15 protein-coding genes are annotated in these 16,147 nt (G+C 63.0%); 6 read left to right on the top strand and 9 right to left on the bottom strand.

The window, feature by feature from the left end:
* Positions 1-90: 90 nt before the first annotated feature.
* The 4 genes from OVA24_RS04240 to accB all read right to left on the bottom strand — a co-directional run bounded on the left by OVA24_RS04240 (position 91) and on the right by accB (position 3,710).
* Positions 91-1,029, bottom strand: a complete 939-nt coding sequence (locus tag OVA24_RS04240) for a PfkB family carbohydrate kinase (RefSeq protein ID WP_267673824.1) — start codon at positions 1,027-1,029, stop codon at positions 91-93.
* A gap of 8 nt (positions 1,030-1,037) precedes the next feature.
* Positions 1,038-1,664, bottom strand: a complete 627-nt coding sequence (gene thiE / locus OVA24_RS04235; RefSeq protein ID WP_267673822.1) for a thiamine phosphate synthase — start codon at positions 1,662-1,664, stop codon at positions 1,038-1,040.
* Positions 1,665-1,840: 176 nt separating this feature from the next.
* Positions 1,841-3,190, bottom strand: coding sequence for an acetyl-CoA carboxylase biotin carboxylase subunit (gene accC, locus OVA24_RS04230; protein ID WP_267673818.1), 1,350 nt, complete (start codon positions 3,188-3,190; stop codon positions 1,841-1,843).
* Between the two features lie 55 nt (positions 3,191-3,245).
* On the bottom strand, positions 3,246-3,710 hold the full coding sequence (gene accB, locus OVA24_RS04225; protein ID WP_267673816.1) for an acetyl-CoA carboxylase biotin carboxyl carrier protein: 465 nt from the start codon (positions 3,708-3,710) through the stop codon (positions 3,246-3,248).
* A 159-nt stretch (positions 3,711-3,869) separates the two neighbouring features.
* Between accB and trmB the strand changes: the two genes are divergently transcribed.
* Positions 3,870-4,505, top strand: a complete 636-nt coding sequence (gene trmB / locus OVA24_RS04220) for a tRNA (guanosine(46)-N7)-methyltransferase TrmB (RefSeq protein ID WP_267673814.1) — start codon at positions 3,870-3,872, stop codon at positions 4,503-4,505.
* On the opposite strand, the gene OVA24_RS04215 is transcribed toward trmB, so the two are convergent.
* The 5 genes from OVA24_RS04215 to OVA24_RS04195 form a co-directional block, all read right to left on the bottom strand.
* Positions 4,495-6,756, bottom strand: coding sequence for a ComEC/Rec2 family competence protein (locus tag OVA24_RS04215; RefSeq protein ID WP_267673812.1), 2,262 nt, complete (start codon positions 6,754-6,756; stop codon positions 4,495-4,497). The genes trmB and OVA24_RS04215 overlap by 11 nt on opposite strands.
* Before the next feature lie 7 nt (positions 6,757-6,763).
* On the bottom strand, positions 6,764-7,450 hold the full coding sequence (locus OVA24_RS04210) for a tetratricopeptide repeat protein (RefSeq protein ID WP_267673810.1): 687 nt from the start codon (positions 7,448-7,450) through the stop codon (positions 6,764-6,766).
* A 188-nt stretch (positions 7,451-7,638) separates the two neighbouring features.
* Positions 7,639-8,001, bottom strand: coding sequence for a hypothetical protein (locus OVA24_RS04205; RefSeq protein ID WP_267673808.1), 363 nt, complete (start codon positions 7,999-8,001; stop codon positions 7,639-7,641).
* A 126-nt stretch (positions 8,002-8,127) separates the two neighbouring features.
* Positions 8,128-8,430 carry a hypothetical protein gene (locus tag OVA24_RS04200; RefSeq protein WP_267673806.1) on the bottom strand — a complete coding sequence of 101 codons (303 nt, stop codon included), beginning with the start codon at positions 8,428-8,430 and terminating at the stop codon, positions 8,128-8,130.
* Positions 8,399-9,010 carry a hypothetical protein gene (locus OVA24_RS04195; protein ID WP_267673804.1) on the bottom strand — a complete coding sequence of 204 codons (612 nt, stop codon included), beginning with the start codon at positions 9,008-9,010 and terminating at the stop codon, positions 8,399-8,401. The genes OVA24_RS04200 and OVA24_RS04195 overlap by 32 nt, the downstream gene beginning before the upstream one ends.
* A gap of 541 nt (positions 9,011-9,551) precedes the next feature.
* Here OVA24_RS04195 and OVA24_RS04190 point away from each other — a divergent pair.
* The 5 genes from OVA24_RS04190 to OVA24_RS04170 all read left to right on the top strand — a co-directional run bounded on the left by OVA24_RS04190 (position 9,552) and on the right by OVA24_RS04170 (position 16,019).
* Positions 9,552-10,508: a histone deacetylase family protein gene (locus OVA24_RS04190; RefSeq protein WP_267673802.1), complete on the top strand. Its 957-nt coding sequence runs from the start codon at positions 9,552-9,554 to the stop codon at positions 10,506-10,508.
* Positions 10,509-10,810: 302 nt separating this feature from the next.
* The gene (locus OVA24_RS04185) at positions 10,811-12,094 is read left to right on the top strand and encodes a hypothetical protein (protein ID WP_267673800.1); all 1,284 of its coding nucleotides are present in this window, start codon (positions 10,811-10,813) and stop codon (positions 12,092-12,094) included.
* Between the two features lie 15 nt (positions 12,095-12,109).
* A complete protein-coding gene (locus OVA24_RS04180) occupies positions 12,110-13,438 on the top strand; it encodes a hypothetical protein (protein WP_267673798.1) in 1,329 nt (442 codons plus the stop codon).
* Entirely contained in the window at positions 13,435-14,721 is a 1,287-nt protein-coding gene (locus OVA24_RS04175) for a hypothetical protein (RefSeq protein WP_267673796.1), read from the top strand. Before OVA24_RS04180 ends, OVA24_RS04175 begins: the two co-directional genes overlap by 4 nt.
* On the top strand, positions 14,718-16,019 hold the full coding sequence (locus OVA24_RS04170; RefSeq protein ID WP_267673794.1) for a hypothetical protein: 1,302 nt from the start codon (positions 14,718-14,720) through the stop codon (positions 16,017-16,019). The genes OVA24_RS04175 and OVA24_RS04170 overlap by 4 nt, the downstream gene beginning before the upstream one ends.
* Positions 16,020-16,147: the final 128 nt, after the last annotated feature.

Raw genomic sequence — 16,147 nt, 5'->3', positions numbered from 1 at the left:
AGAATGATTTATATAAAATTCACCAAAATCACCACCAAAATTCTGTTCCATTTTGACCTTAATCGGACGCATTTCGCGGACTTTACATTGTCATGGCCAATGGGTGATCGATTTGAGGAACGCGAGGCGCTCGTCGATCTGGGTGCGGCTGAGGGTCTGGAGGCGGCGGGTCGAGAATGCCTCGCAGGTGAAGGATGCCACCACTGAGCCTTGGACAATGGCCTGCCGGATATCCTCGAAGGAATACTCGGATTTACCGGTGGACGCGAGGTAACCGGCGAGCGCGCCGAGGAAGGAATCGCCTGCCCCGGTGGGGTCGGCGACTTCCGTCAGCGGGAAGGCGGCGCAACGGAAAAGCTGCGGGCAGGAGGTGCCATTGGCGGTGAAGAGGATGGCTCCGAACTCACCCAGCTTGATGACCACGTGCTTCGGTCCCTTTTCGAGCAGGCGGCGGCCGGCGACGACGAGGTTGCTGGTGCCAGCGAACTCGCGGGCCTCGCTTTCATTGATGACGAGGAGGTCGATGCGCTTGAGCACTTCATGAAGCTTCTCGTTCGCGATGGCGATCCAGAGGTCCATGGTGTCGGCGACGACGAACTTCGCGCCGGTGCAGGCGTCCAGCATCTGGAGCTGGTTCTCCGGGGACATGTTCGCCAGCACGACCACCGGTGCGTCCGCGATGGTGGCGGGAACCTTGACCGACCAGTTTTCCAGGACGTTGATGTCCACCTGGCGGGTGGTGCGGTCGTTCATGTTCTCATGATACTCACCGGACCAGGAGAAAGAGTCGCCCTCGGAGCGCTCCACCCCGTCGAGGGTGATGCCCTTCGCATTGAAAAGCTCCACGTGTTCCTTCGGGAAATCCTTGCCGATGATGCCCACCAGATGGACCGGCGAAGTGTAGTAGGAGGCCGCGATGGAGGCGTAGGAGGCGGAACCACCCAGCAGGTTGGCAGCTTCGGCGTTCGGGGTCTTGACGTGGTCGATGGCGATGGTGCCGCCGATGATGACTGCGGATGATGTGGACATGGATGGAATCAGGCTAGGAGTGTTTTGAATTGATGGGTGGCGGAACGGATGTCCGGGGACCGGAGCAACGCGGAAACCACGACGATGCGGCGCGCGCCAGCGGCGAGCACCTCCGGCAGCGTTGCCGGGGTGATCCCCCCGATGCAGAACGCCGGGATCTTCGAGCCGATCTCCTCCTCCATGAACGAAATGTTCAGCAGCCCGATGCCCGGCCTGCCGCGCTTGGTGGGGGTGGGGAACAGCGGACCAAAGCCGATGTAGTCGAACCCCGCAGCGAGGGCCGTTCGGGCCTGCTCGAGCGAATGGGTCGAGCGGCCGATGATCTTCCCCTCACCCACCACGGCACGGGCCTTGGCCAGTGAGCCGTCATCCTGGCCGATGTGGACGCCATCCGCGTCCAGTTCCGCCGCCAGGTCCGGGTAGTCGTTGATGATGAAAGGCACACCCGCCTCACGGCAAAGGAGCAGCAGCAATCGCCCGACCTTCCGGATCGTTTCCACGTCGTGGTTCTTGCCCCGGAGTTGGAGGACATCCGCACCGCCTTCCAGCAGTTGGGAAGTCACCCGCACGGCCTCCGTTTGCGCGACATAGTCCAGGTCGAGGATGCAATAGAGACGGGCGGAGGAGAGAGACATGGAATGGGAACGGGGCGGCCTTTGCTCGGGTTACGGCACCAGCCGGAGCTTTGGATTCTGGGTTCCGGTTGCAGCCGGAGCTTTTTGCTTTGAGTTCCGGTTGCAGCCGGAGGACAGGAATGGGAGCGAAGCGGACATAGCGGCAAAGCCGCAATGTCCTCCCTCCTTACTTTTCCTTACTTCCGCTGCTCCAGGTAGCGGGCGACCCAGCCGATGTCGTAGTTGCCGCTCTTGAAGTCCGGGTGGTTGATGATCTCCTGCTGGAAGGGGATCGTGGTCTTGATCCCGCGGATCATGAATTCTCCGAGTGCGCGGTTCATCCGGGCGATGGCGATCTCACGCGTCGCTCCGGTGACGATCAGCTTGGCGATCATCGAGTCATAGTGCGGCGGGACGGTATAGCCGGAATAGACGTGGGTATCCACGCGGACGCCCTTGCCGCCGGGGGCGTACCAGAGGTCGATGTTGCCCGGGCTGGGGGTGAAGTTGTTGTAGGGATCCTCCGCGTTGATCCGGCACTCGATGGAGTGGCCGCGCGGCTGGGCCTGGAGAACGTGGTGGGAAAGCGGTTCACCCGCGGCGACGCGGATCTGCTCCTTGATGAGCTCGCAGCCCATGACCTCCTCCGTCACCGGGTGCTCCACCTGGATCCGGGTGTTCATCTCCATGAAGTAGAAATTCTCGCCCGCCTCATCGACGAGGTACTCGATGGTTCCGGCGTTCTGGTAACCGATGTTCCGGATCAGGTTGACGGAGGCCTCGCCCATCCGCGCGCGGAGCTCCGGGGAAATAAGCGGGGACGGGCACTCTTCGATGATCTTCTGGTTGCGGCGCTGCATGGAGCAGTCGCGCTCACCCAGATGGATGAAGTTGCCGTGGGAGTCCGCGATGACCTGGAACTCAATGTGGTGCGGGTTGAGCACCAACTTCTCCAGATAGCACTCGCCGTTGCCAAAGGCGGCCATCGCCTCGTTGGACGCGGCGCGGAACAGGGAAATGAAGTCCTCTTCCTTGAAGCAGGGGCGCATGCCCCGGCCACCGCCACCTGCGGTCGCCTTGATCATGACCGGCAGACCGATCTCCTTCGCCTTCGCCAGCGCTTCCTCAGCGGTAGGCATGATGTCAGATCCCGGAGTGATCGGGACATTGTTGGCGATGGCGGTCGCACGGGCGGTCGCCTTGTCCCCCATCATGGAGATGACCTTGGCGGACGGTCCGATGAACTTGATGCCGGACGTTTCGCAGATTTCCGCGAAGCGGGCGTTCTCGGACAGGAATCCGTAGCCCGGGTGGATGGCCTCCGCGCCGGTGACCTCCGCGGCGGCGATGATGCGGTCCGCCTTGAGGTAGGATTCCTTGCTGGAGGCCGGCCCGATGCAGACCGCCTGGTCCGCGAGCTGGACGTGCATCGAATCGACATCCGCCTCGGAATAGACGGCGACGGATTCAACTCCGAGTTCGCGGCAGGCGCGGATGATGCGGAGGGCGATTTCGCCGCGGTTGGCGACCAGGACGCGTTTGAACATGGAGGAAGTTTGCTGGTTTTCAGTTTTCAGTTTTCAGGAAGAGAAAACGGCAAACTCATTTGATGCGGAAGAGGACGTCGCCGTATTGGACGGGCTTTCCGTCCTCGGCGACCACAGCGCAGATGGTGCCGGATTTCTCGGCCTTGATCTCGTTCATGACCTTCATCGCCTCGATGATGCAGAGGGTCTGGCCTTCGGAAACGGCGGTGCCGACTTCCGCGAAGTTCGGTGCGTCCGGAGCTGGTTTGCGGTAGAAGGTACCGACCATCGGTGAAGTGATCTCGGTGCCTTCGGCGGCAGGAGCGGCCGGAGTGGAGGAGGATGGGGCGGTGGCGGCGGCAGCCACGTGGACCGGAGCAGCAGCCTGCTGGGCAGGGAGCGCGGAAAGGAGGCCACGGAGATCATCCAGGTCCGCGCCTTTCTTCAGCTTGAGGTGAAAGTCCTTCTTGGTGAGGTCGAAATGAGTGAGCCCGTGCTCGTTCATGAGTTCGACGATTCGGCGGATTTCCTGGAGGTCCACGGTTTGGAAGATTGGGAGTTGGGTCGCGAGAGGCGGCCAGAGAAGCCACCCGTCGGCTGGAAAGGCTAGGAGTGGAAGGGAAACAGCGTCAAGCGGGAGTTAGGCCTTGTGGTGGATTTGGGGTTGCGGAAGGACCATTTGGAGGTTGTTGATTTCCCCGTGAGCGATTCCCAGCCTCTCAACATCCTCCCCCGCCCCGCGATGGCGAGCGAATTCGTTCCGGAGCACTATTTCCGGAGGTTGGAGAAATCCGCCCTGGTGCATGGGGACAGGCCGCTGGAGGTGGACCTGGGCTGTGGCGATGGCTCCTTTCTCATGGAAATGGCGGCGCACCATCCGGAGCGGGACTTCCTGGGCGTGGAGCGCCTGCTGGGGCGGGTGCGGAAGGTCTGCAAGAAGGCGACGAAGCGCGGCCTCACGAACTGCAGGGTGCTGCGGCTGGAGAGCCGCTATACGGTCGAGTGGATCCTTCCACCGGAGTCCATCTCCCGCCTGCACCTGCTCTGCCCGGACCCGTGGCCGAAGTTCAAGCACCGCCGCCGTCGCATCGTGCAGCAGGAATTTCTGGAAGCGGTGTGGAGCGGACTGGTCCCGGGCGGCGAGTTTCTTTTCATGACCGATCACGAAGAATACTTCGCGTGGGCGGAGGAAAAAGTCGCGGTGTTCGGCAGGTTCGAGCGCCTGGAGTGGGAGGAAGACACGTTTTTCTATCCGAAGACAGACTTCCAGCTCCAGTGGGAGGCTGAGGGAAAAGTGATGTTCCGCCTGCGCGGGCGGAAGGCGGTCAACGCCTGAGCCTGACCACGGAGCCATCCACATATCCTTCCAGCAGCAGATCCCCGTTGCCATCCACGCGGATGGTGACGCCGCCGGTCTTCCCCTGATGCACCACGGTGATGCCACGGGATTCCCAGAACTCCACCTGCCGGAGACTCAGCCGCTCCGTTCCGGGAAACTCCGAATGGGAGGCGAGGATGGCCTGCGGCCTCACCGCATCCAGAAACACCGCGCCCAGTGTGGGATCGGATGGGTGCCGCCCGGAGATGACCAAATCCGCGGAGAGGTCCCTGCCGGATGCCAGCATGCGGTTTTCCGCCATGGTCCCGGCGTCCCCCGTCAGCAGCAGCTTCCAGCCCCGCCAGTGCAGGCGGAAAACCGCGACCCGGCTCGATGACCGTGCATTCTGGGCGGCGGGGTCCGGCACATGCAGCACCTCCAGCCGCGCACCATCCGGAAGGGGCAGTTCATCCACCTCTCCCGCCCTGAGTATTTTCACCCCGGCCGCCGGGCCATCTCGGAACCATTCCCGGAAGACCGGGCTGCGGGCCTTTTCGACGGGAAGCCATGCCTGGCGGATGGGGAATGCCTCCCACACATCGGACCCACCGCCCAGGCTCCCGCCGTCCGGCTGGCTGATGACCACGGAATCCGGCTCGATCCCCACGCCACGCAGGGACCGCGCGACCCGGAAGCGGAACGCCCGCGGATCCCCGCAGTCCAGCAGCACCGCGCCCTCCCGCCCCCCGGAGAAACACGCGGCGGCGGCCCCGTAGTCGAGGTCATAGACCAGCAGCATCGGCTCGCCGGACGGCTTGGTCGTGAAATGGGACCCGGGAATGGCGGCCAGCCCCTGCGCCAGAACCACACAAGTGTCCGCCACCTTTCCATTCCCCACGTTGATCCATCCGGCGGCTCGCGGCGAGAGGGGATGGAGCGCGGCGGAAAACAACGCCGCCCCCAGCATGAGCGTCACCGGAAATCCGAGGACGAGCGTGCCGATCAGCGCTACTGGAGTGACCAGTCCGAAGTGCCAGATACCCAGCGGGGTCGAGCCGATCCAGGCGGCGGTGGAGACACTGAGCGAGGTGGCCAGCCGTTTCCGCCACAGGAGCCAGCGCGCCTGCCACCCGGTGATGAGGCTGTCCGGCAGATACTCGTCCTTTTCCGCCATCCACCCGAACCACCGGGACGCCCATGCCGTGCCCACCGCGATGGCGGCGACCACCCCGTAGGACATCTGAACCCCCGGCTGGAACAACAGGTTCCCGTCCCACAGCATCGCCGCCAGCAGCACCGCACCCAGTGCATTGAGCAGGTCCGGCTGGCGCCGGAAACTGAAAGCGAGGAGGAAAACCGCCATCATCCAGGCGGAGCGGACTGCGGGGGCACTGTTCCCGGTGATCCATGAGTAGCCGAAGACCAACGGCACGATCAGCAGCACGGCCAGGCGGCGGGAGACCCGCAGTTGCCGGAGGACGAACCACGCGATGCCGCCCACCATGGCGACGTGCATGCCGCTGACAGAGAAAATGTGGAGCGTTCCACTGTTGCGGAACGCGGCCACCAGCTCGTCCGCATCCGCCGGTGACTCCCCGATGACGATGGCACGGATGACCTTCGCCTGCCGCGAATCCTCCTCCAGCCCTTCGGTGACCGCCGTCCGGAATCCCGCACGGACCGCCGCCCCGAAGGCCGCGGCCGGGCCGGTGTGGACCGCATTGTCCCGTGAGCGGAAAACCGCAGCCACTCCCTTCCTGCGCAGCCACCGGGCCTCGTCGAACTCCTCCGGGTTCCGCGGCTCCCGCAGTTCCACGAAATTCCCTCCCCCGCGGACAGAGGACCCGGCCACCGGCAGGTCACCCGAGCCTTCCCACTGGATCCGGGTGCCTTTCCATGGCCCGGCGGAAATGCGGGCGGGAGCCGACCACCGGCCCTGACCGCCCTTCGCGTCCGCCAGGATGACGGCTTCATACCGTCCGCCCGTGTCCACCAATCCCCTTTCCGCCCGCAGGCGGCTCTCATTCCGCACCGCGAACACGGCGACGGCGGCCAACCCACACACCAACCAGACCAACCCCCGCCCCGGCTTTCCGGCAAACCATCCGATGCCTCCGCCGATGATGGCGACCAGCCCACCCACCGCCCAATGCCAGTCCGCCGCGATCACCGCACAGACCGCCACGCATGCCACCGCGAACAGGGGGTGGCGTCCGGAAAACTTCCCGGCGCGGTCCTTCATCGAGGAAATCATGGACGGGCCGGCCATGGAATGATCAGGCCACTCCCCACTCTTTCAGCCGCTGGCGGGCGTTCATGGCATGGCGGGAATCCGGGAACGACTGGATGACCCGCCGCAGCATCGCCACCGCCTGCCCCCTGCCCTGCGGATCCTCATTGTAAAGGTCCGCGAGACGGAACAGGAGGAAGGACTGCTCCTCCTGCGGCCAGTCCCGGGAAGCGAGCGCCTCATTGAGGGTGGCCACCGCTGCCGCCGGTTGGTCGAGGTGGCGGGAGTGGATGCGGGCGATCTCCGTCCACGGCATGCAGTTGGCGGGATCCTCCTCCACCGCTTTCCGGAAGGTGGCGATGGCCGCCTCATACTCCCCTTTCGCCACCAGCGCCCGGGCTTCCCGGAGGGTGGCCGGATCGTCCACTTCCGCGTTGCTGCCATAGACGGATTGGGAAACGCGGCTGGCCCAGCTTGGCAGAATGAAGGTCACGAACAGGGTACCCAGGAACGCCGCACTGCCGATGGCCAGCAGGATACCATTGAAGGTACGGGTGGTCTCCAGTGAGTGGATCTCATGCTCCAGGCCGGGGATCTCCACCTCTTGGTCGCCGGACTCCAGCAGCGCGTCGATGCGGTTCTCCAGCACCTCCAACTTCTCGCCGGAGCGGTGAAACATGAACCAACTGCCCCCCACAACCGCCAGCGCCAGCAGCAGACCGAGCCATCTCATTTCCGGAAAATGCAGCGGCCAATCCCGGCTGTCAGCATCAAATGAACGGAGTCACTCGATCACGTCGGATCTTGGCTGGGACCGCGGAATTCATTCCGCTTGGTTTCGCCGGATTCCATGGGGCGGGATGAATCCCGCGGTCCCAGTCCGGCCAATCCATGTTCCAAAAGAAGAAGCCACAAGCCGCATCACAGACGCTTCGCGTTCCGGCCCTCGTCGATGAGCTTCCAGAAATGCTTCGACTTCGCCAGCTCCTCGTCCTCGCCGAGCGGCATCTTCGAGCGGAAAAGGAAATCGGAGAACGTCCCCTTGTGCAGCACCCGGTGGACGATCACGGAGCCTTCCTTCACGGAGAAATAGATCCGGTAGTCCTTCGCCCGGAAGCGGTAGAGGATCTTGCCGTCCCGCTCGATCTTGCCGAAGCGCTCACCATTCAACGTCTCCAGGTCCTTCTGGGAAACCTTGAACTCCTCCAGCAGCTCGAGCTGCTCGAGCGTGCCCAAGGCGGAGATCTCCGCCGCGCTGATTTCATTGAAGACGATCTGAAACACGGAGGAAGCGTCGGGAATCCACAGCCGGGAATCAAGGACGGAGCGCGGATTTCTGTGGGACCGGGGAGGTGGCGGAAAGGGAGGCAGCCCGGTTCGCCGGAAGTTCCATCCGCCGCCTCCGGCGCGTCATCTCTGCCGCCGACGGAGAAGGAGCAGCTTGGCGCCAAGGCATCCCAGAAGGGCCACCGCCGGCTCGGGAACCATCGGGCCCGACACCGATGTCGCGGAAGAAAGCGCACCGAGCTGCAACCACGTCGTCTGGGTGTTGTAGTTCCCGCCGGTCCCGTTCACATCCTGGTTCATGGCATTCGGCTGGTTGCTGGTGGCGACCAGGTAGCGGATGGGAGTGTCCTCACTGAATCCTCCCCCCACACCCTCCAGATTCAGGCGGTTCACCTCATCGACCAAAATCTGGAAAGGCAGGATCATCGTCACGAAATGGTCCGTCGCTCTCGCTCCGCCCGAGCCTCCATCCAGATTCGTGTTCGTGCCCCGGGTCGATCGTCGGTGTCACGGGCAGGAAGGAAAAGTTGGAGGTGCTGGCCGGAGCCGAATAAAGTGGCGTGCCGTGCTGGATGCTGGTCGTGCCGGGTGAGACGTTCGCCCCCGCCCCGACCGCATAAAGTCCGATTTGGTCATCTTCGATGGCACCAGCGAACAGGTCCATCGTGCCGTCCATGTTGGCATCGATGCCGAACCATACCACGGTCTTTGATCCCGCCGGATTCGCATCAGCCGCCAGCCTGACCCGGAAACCGATCACGTCATCGGCGAGCGAAACCGTGCCTCCGTCGTCAAAAGCCGTGTAAAATGAAGGATTTGCCGCGTCCCCCACAATATCTCCTTCCGCCGACCCCTTCTGCTGGTCGCCGGAAGCATCCGCCGATGGGGCATCCGCGTACTGGACGGCCAGCCATCCGGTGGTCGGACCGGATACGGAGATGGCCGCCAGGACGGACATGGGAGATGCCAGAAAAACCGACAACAGGAGGGTACAGTACGACTGCATGGCGTGCGGGGGGGCGCGCGGGTGGGGGTGGAGGGAAGGGGGCACCCTGCTTTCACGGGGCAAGAAAGACCCTAACCTGGGAAAACAGTTAGTAAATAAGAAAAATTAAGATTTCTTAAATAAAATTATCCAATTCTCTTCCTCATCGGGTTCTGGATTGATGGAGCATGAAAAGCCTGTGTGGTGGCGATGCGGAGAAAAACTCAGCCAATCTACCACGATGCGGGAGACAAGCGGACACCTGGATGCGGTCCGCGAGCAACCCGTCACTTTGCCATATGGGATCGGGCGATCCCCCCGGCTCCGGCCTCCCCATGGAACGGGAAACGACGGGACCCGGGATGAAAGCATACAGCGGCTCAATACCCACCATGCAGAAGCCCGGCATACCATGGCGGGCAGGAAACCAACCGCTTCCGCAAGCTGGCAGGACAACGGAAAATTCCATGAAACGGTCCGGATCCAAGCCGACTGCCAGGGGATGTGAGGTTGAACACATCCGGTGGGGCAATGCGACGACCGCGTCCCGTCATTCCGCGCAATGTCTCTGGACTCCCGGCGGAACATCCGTGAGTCTGGTGTCATGCGCTGCTTCTACTCACAGGATTTCGAACTCGCCCTGCCGGCGGGCCATCCGTTCCCGATGGAGAAATTCCGGGTGTCGAAGGACATGCTACTGGAGGGCGGCATCCTGAAGCCGGAGGAGATCATCGACGTGCGCGCGGCGGACGTCCATCTGCTCCAGCGGGTGCATGAGCGGGACTACATCGGCAAGATCCAGTCCGGCGCGCTGGACCGGAAGGAGCAGATCCTGCTCGGACTGCCGGTGGACGGAAAGCTTTTCGCGCGCAGCGCGACGGAAGTGGAGGCGACCCGCCGGGCCTGCCACGCCGCGCTGGAGGAAGGCGTGGGCGTCTGCCTGGCCGGCGGCACCCACCATGCCTTCAGTGAGCACGGTGAAGGCTACTGCGTCTTCAACGACATCGCCATCGCCATCCGCGACCTCCAGGAAAAACAGCCCGCCATCAAGGTGATGGTGGTGGACACGGACGCGCACCAGGGCAACGGCACGGCCGCCATCCTGGGAAATGACCCGCGCGTCTTCACCTACTCCATCCACGTCGGGAAGAACTACCCGACGAAGAAGATCACCGGCTCCCTGGATGTGGAGACCATCCGCTATGTGGAGGGGGAAATGTATCTGCAGCAGCTTTTCGGCACGCTGGCGAAGGCGCTGGATGACTTCGCGCCGGATCTGGTCATCTGGATCTCCGGGGCGGACAACCACCGCAACGACCGCTTCGGCCAGATGCACCTTTCCCTGAAGGACATCCAGCGGCGGGACGAGGTGCTGCTTTCCGCGTTCATCAGGAACCGCATCCCGGTGGCCATCCTCTACGGCGGCGGCTACAACCGGCAGCCGGAGTTCACGGCAAAGCTGCACCGCAACACCATCGCCACGGCGAAGCGGCTGGCGGCGCAATACCGCGGGCTTTGAGGGGAAACGAAACGCAATCGAAGCGTAGCGGAGATGGGCGAACCGGAGTCTCTGTAACGAGCCAAAGGCGGGGAGGTCGCGGAGAGGAACGCGGAGTTTTCCAATGCCGCCTCTTGATCCGAACAATCAGCGGTGATCCCTGTCCGTGATCCGAAAGGATAACCACTGATTGCGCTGATTCACTGATTTCAAAGAATCGACTCCGCGCCTCTCTCCGCGACCTCCCCGTCTCCGCGTTTCGTGTCACACCCCATAGTTTCTTCTCCCCTTCCCAGTTCCATCTGCTTAAAGGATAGGAACCCATGAAACCCGGGACCACACTCCCTCCCCTCGTCGTCGCCATTGGCGGAGCCATCTGGCTCGGTTCGCAGACGGCGACCATTTCCAGGATCGAGACGGAGAACAAGGACCTCGGCAGCCGCATAGCCGCGCAGCGGTCCCGTCCGGGCGGCGGTGGCATCGACCGACCGCAGACCACACCGGAGCGCTCCCGGACCACCGCGAAGAATGCCGCACCGAAGGAGGAACCGTTCGATTGGAAGGAACTCGCCGGGCAGATGGCCCAGATGCAGCGGGGCGGCGGCATGGCGGACATGAAGTCGATGATCCGCCTCCAGCAACGGTTGCAGAAAATGACCGCGGAGGAACTGGCGGTGGCGCTGGATGAGATCGCCGGACTGGATCTGCCGGAGCAGGAACAGATGATGCTGGAACAGATGCTTGCCGGACCCCTGGCGCAGAAGGACCCGGAGCTTGCGCTCAACCGCTTCCTTACCCGGCTCAATGACCGGAATGGTATCTGGGGCTGGCAGCTTTCCTCCGCCCTGAAACAGTGGGCGGAGAAAGACCAGACGGCGGCGGCCGCCTGGTTCGATGCCCGGATCGCGGAAGGAAAATTCGACAGCAAGGCGCTGGATGGGAAAAGCCAGGCCCGCACCCAGTTCGAGGGCGCTCTGCTTTCCCTCCTCATCGGCTCGGATCCGGAAGAGGCTTCCCGCAGACTCGCGGAAATGCCGGAGGATCAGCGCGGGGAGATTCTCAAGCATCATGAATTCTCCAACGTGAAGGAGAAGGACCACTCCGCCTTTGCCAAGCTGGTCCGCGAACAGGCATCCGAAAAGGAAAGGCCGGACGCGCTTGGCCAACCGGCGGCGAAGCTCGCCTCGGAGAAAGGCTACGCGGAGGTCACCGCCTACATGGAGCGCATCCAGGCCACGGAGGCCGAACGCGCCGCCATCGTCACCAGAGCGGCCCAGGGACGCCTCTCCACCCTGAATCATTCCTCGCCCGTCACCTCCGTGCAGATCGATGAGATGCGGACATGGGCCGCCGCGCAGGCCCCGGGATCCGAGGACAAAGCGACGGGCAAGGCCCTGGCCGACATGGCCGGATTCAATGACCGGAACCAATTCGCCAATGCCTCGAAGCTCGCCGGACAATACCATGAATCGACCGGTAACGACGAGATCCTGACCACGTTCCTCGATGGATGGGCGGCACGCTCCAACAGGGAAGCATCCCGCGAACTCGCCGGGAAAATCCGTGATGAAAAGAAGCGGGCCGAAGTGCTCAAGAAGCTCCAATAGCCCGCAGCCACCGAGATGAAACGAACCCTTGCCATCACCGCCGGTCTCGCACTCGCCATCGGCCTCGCCGGCTGGCGCAACCAAGGCCGCATCTCCACCATCCAGGCGGAGCGCAAGGCATTGCATGCGGAAGCGGAAAAGCTGGGCATCACCACCGGGGCGGACACCGCTGGAACGGAAGCCGCCGCGGAACACCGCCGCCGTCCGGACCGGGAAGCCGCCGCCAAGGCGACCGCAGCCGAAGTCATCGCCTTCGCGAAGGAAATGGAAGCCATGCAGAAGCAGGGCGGGAATCCGAACGCGGACATGGAGGGTTTCCAGGAGCGGATCCTGGGTTTGATGGACCGGATGACCTCGCTGGACTCCGCCCAGCTCAAGGCACTGATCGCGGAGTTCCGCAACGCGCCGGGACTGAGCGATGAGATCCGCCAAGGACTGATCGGCTTCTCCGTGATGACCCTGTCCAAGGAACATCCCCGCACCGCGCTCGAACTCTTCACGGAATCGTCCGACCTTTTTCCCGACAACCGGATGAGCAAGCACATGGTGTCCGGCGCGTTGGGGGAATGGGCGAAGAAAGACCCGGATGCCGCCCTGGAGTGGATGCGCACGAACAAGGAAAAGCACTCCGATCTCATCACCGGACAGGCGAAGCAGCACCTCATCTCCGGTATCGCGCAGACCGACCCGCAGCGGGCGTTCCAGTTGCTGGCGGAGCTTTCGGACGGTTCTTCGCCGGAGACTTACAGCCCGATGCACGCCATCATGCAGGCCGCCCGGACGCCCGCGCAGCGGACCGCGACTCTGGAGGCCTTCCGCGAATATGCGGCCGGACTGCCCGCCGGTGACGGCAGAACCCATGCCACACAACAGGCGCTCAGCCAGCTCGCGTCACAGATGGCAGGGGAAGGCTTCGAGAGTTCCACCGCGTGGGTCGCCTCAGCCAAGCTCTCTCCGGAAGAAATGGAGGCTTTCTCCGATGGCATCACCTACAACTCGAAACCGGAGGACAAGGCAAAGTGGATCGGTTGGGTCAGCGAAACCCTGCCTCCGGAGAAATCCGCATCACAGGTGAAGCAGATCGTCAATCAATGGACGCGCGACGACTACAAGGCTGCCGGTGAGTGGCTGGTCGCCGAGCCTGACGGCCCGTCGAAGAACACCGCCATCCAGGCCTATGCGGAAACGGTCGCACCCTACGAGCCGGACACCGCCGCCCAGTGGGCGCTCACCTTGCCGGCGGGCAAGGAGCGGGATGCCACATTGAAAAGGATCCACCGCGAAATGAAAGGCAAGGACGAAGCCGCCGCAGCTGCCTTCGCTCAAAAACACGGGATCAAATGAAACCCATCCATTTCATCCCACCCGCGCTGGCCCTGGCCGCTGTCGGCCTCTGGCTCAGCCGGAGTTGGGGTGAACTGCAGGCCGCCAATGAACGACTCCTTGTCCTGCAGCGGGCAAGCAGCCATGACGGGGATCCATTTTTGGCAGACGGAAGTGAAAGGAGCCGTCGCCCCCCGCGCGACATTCCGAAACTTCAGCCTAAAATCGGCTGGCAACGCCTTTCGGAAATCCACGGTCAGCCCAGCAAAGGGATCTTCGCCAAGCTGGAACTGCGCCGGGCGGAACTCCTGCTGCGGGAGATGACTCCGGAGGAACTGCTCGCCGCGTTGGCGGAGATCGCCGCGTTGGATGTGGATGTGCGCGAGCGTTGGGCCATGAATGAGCAGGTGCTCACCGTCCTTGCCGCCAAGGATCCGGTGACCCTGCTGGATCACCTCACCAGCCCGGGCGGCACGGAGGTTCTGAGTGGCAATTTCACGTTCGATGTCTTCTCGGGATGGGCGGGAAAGGATCCTGCCGCCGCCATCGCATGGCTGGATGGAAAAATATCCTCGGGGGACTTCACTTCAAAGTCACTGACCGGAGAGAACCATCACCGGACGACCCTGGAGGCGGCGATGCTGAAGGTTCTCATCGGCAGTGATGCCGCTGCGGCGACAGCCCGCATCTCCGCGTTGCCGGAAGCGCAACGCGCGGGGATCATCACGCGGTTCAACATCTCCGGGGAACTCGGAAAGCGGGGCTTTCCTGACCCTTCCCTGACGAATTACGGAGCCCTTATACGGGCGACGCTGCCTGCGGACGATCAGGCCACCGCCATTTCCTCCCCCATCAGATCCCTCGCGGCCCATCCGGGGTATGGGAACATCGATGGATACCTGGATGAGGTCGCAGCCACCCCGAGGGAACGACTTTCGGGTGTGGCGGCCACCGCGACCACCAAGTTCCGCTATTTGGTGGAGGGCAACCGGTTGAACGTGGAGGAACTGGACAAGTTCCGCGCATGGGCCGCCACGCAATCGCCTGAAAGAGCCGACGCGACGATGGGATCCGCGCTGGCCGGTCTGGCCAACAACGGAGCGGGCGCGGGGGCAAAGGCCTATGAACTGGCCGTCCATTATCATGGGGAGACGGGCAACGATCAGATTCTGGTCAGTTTCATGATATTGGGTAGCTCCTACGGCAGGGAGAAACTGCTTTCTCTGGCCGAGCGCATCAAGGATCCCGAACTCCGCGGCAAGTCCATCGAGGAACTTAGGAAGAACCCCTACATGGGACCATGAAACCCGCACTGATTCTGACTGTCATCATCCTGGCGGGTGGAGTCGCCGCGGACCGAATCATCCGGGGAAAGACCAGGGATGCCAGCGAGGCTCTGCACAAGGCGACGGCTGCCTCCGTCCCATCCGGAAAGACGGAGGAACCTCGAGGAGAGACGGGACGTCCGCGGCCCGCCGGAGCCAACGACACCAGATCCCTCCTCGCTGGGCTGCTGGCACTCGCGAAGGAACTGGAGGCTTCTTCCGAGAAAGATGACCTCGCAACGCTGGATGCCCGGCGGGATGCGATGCTCGATTGGCAGAGGCGCCTCACCGGGCTGGAACCGGAGCAGATGAAAGAACTCATCACGGGAATCCTCAATGCTCCGGAGCTGGATGATGAAACACGCCAGAGCCTGCTCCGCCTGTTGCTGGAATCCCTCACGGAAAGGCACCCCTTGGAGACGCTCGGGAGCATCTCGGCCAGCCCCACCCTCATCGGTGATCCCGGATGGAAGATGAGAATCACTTCGGATGCGATGATACGCGGAATCGCAGAAGCCCCGGACGAAGTGATCCGCTGGTACGAAGACCATGTCACCACTTTCTCCGACCGGGAAAGGGACATCATCACGGACCGGGTGTTGCGTGCCTTGGGACAGACTGAGCCAGAGCTGGCCTTCCGGATGATCAAAGGACTCGGAATCCAGGATATCGGAAAAGCAACGGGGGCAATCGCCTCCAGCGCGAGGACGCTGGACCAGGCATCGGAATCGCTGGCCGCCTTCCGCGATCATCTGCCCACGTTCGGCAACGCGGAGGAGCAGGACAGTCTCCGCTTCGGAGTGAACATGTCTCTCATCACGAACTCCTTCAACCACGGCTTTGACGAGGCGGTGGACTGGATCGGCACGGCGGGTTTTTCTCAGAAGGAACTGGCCGACTACATTTTCCGCGTGCAGCGGAATGTCCGCCAGGATGAAGCGTCCCGCTGGCTCGGGTGGATCGACGAAAATATCACCGACCGCTCCATCGTTTCCAAAGTGATCCCGGATCTGGTGTCAGACTGGACTCAGACCGACTACAAGGCGGCCGCTGAATGGCTGGAGCGCCAACCGGACTCCGATTTCAAAACTTCCGCCGTGCAAAGCCACGCGCTCACGCTCGCCCACCATCAACCGGAAGCGGCGGCACGGTGGGCTGCCACGATGCCCGAAGGTGAAGCCCGCGCCTCGACCATGAAGATGGTCTTTGATCGATGGCGCACGACCGACGCGGCGGGTGCGGAAGCCTTTGCGGAGAAGCACGGGATCGGCCCGTGAGGTGGAAGGCCCGCCCGGTTGGAAAAACACGCATTAATTGCTCTCCTCCCCGGGGGCACTGGCGTTTCCACTTCCTCACGAAAAGTCCGGATTTCGCGCAGACCCGGCACCCAACCTGCTTAAATGCC

Origin of the sequence: Luteolibacter sp. SL250 (genome assembly GCF_026625605.1) — a bacterium.
In the GTDB taxonomy this organism is placed as follows: Bacteria; Verrucomicrobiota; Verrucomicrobiia; order Verrucomicrobiales; family Akkermansiaceae; genus Luteolibacter.
The sequence above is the reverse complement of the archived record's forward strand: the minus strand, read 5'-3'. Positions and strand labels throughout refer to the sequence as shown.

What these genes read in the sequence shown, in the direction of transcription:
- OVA24_RS04240 (WP_267673824.1), bottom strand. Translation starts at nt 1,029, where the DNA reads ATGTCCACATCATCCGCAGTCATCATCGGCGGCACCATCGCCATCGAC.
- thiE (WP_267673822.1), bottom strand. Translation starts at nt 1,664, where the DNA reads ATGTCTCTCTCCTCCGCCCGTCTCTATTGCATCCTCGACCTGGACTAT.
- accC (WP_267673818.1), bottom strand. Translation starts at nt 3,190, where the DNA reads ATGTTCAAACGCGTCCTGGTCGCCAACCGCGGCGAAATCGCCCTCCGC.
- OVA24_RS04215 (WP_267673812.1), bottom strand. Translation starts at nt 6,756, where the DNA reads ATGGCCGGCCCGTCCATGATTTCCTCGATGAAGGACCGCGCCGGGAAG.
- OVA24_RS04210 (WP_267673810.1), bottom strand. Translation starts at nt 7,450, where the DNA reads ATGAGATGGCTCGGTCTGCTGCTGGCGCTGGCGGTTGTGGGGGGCAGT.
- OVA24_RS04200 (WP_267673806.1), bottom strand. Translation starts at nt 8,430, where the DNA reads ATGATCCTGCCTTTCCAGATTTTGGTCGATGAGGTGAACCGCCTGAAT.
- OVA24_RS04195 (WP_267673804.1), bottom strand. Translation starts at nt 9,010, where the DNA reads ATGCAGTCGTACTGTACCCTCCTGTTGTCGGTTTTTCTGGCATCTCCC.
- OVA24_RS04190 (WP_267673802.1), top strand. Translation starts at nt 9,552, where the DNA reads ATGTCTCTGGACTCCCGGCGGAACATCCGTGAGTCTGGTGTCATGCGC.
- OVA24_RS04185 (WP_267673800.1), top strand. Translation starts at nt 10,811, where the DNA reads ATGAAACCCGGGACCACACTCCCTCCCCTCGTCGTCGCCATTGGCGGA.
- OVA24_RS04180 (WP_267673798.1), top strand. Translation starts at nt 12,110, where the DNA reads ATGAAACGAACCCTTGCCATCACCGCCGGTCTCGCACTCGCCATCGGC.
- OVA24_RS04175 (WP_267673796.1), top strand. Translation starts at nt 13,435, where the DNA reads ATGAAACCCATCCATTTCATCCCACCCGCGCTGGCCCTGGCCGCTGTC.
- OVA24_RS04170 (WP_267673794.1), top strand. Translation starts at nt 14,718, where the DNA reads ATGAAACCCGCACTGATTCTGACTGTCATCATCCTGGCGGGTGGAGTC.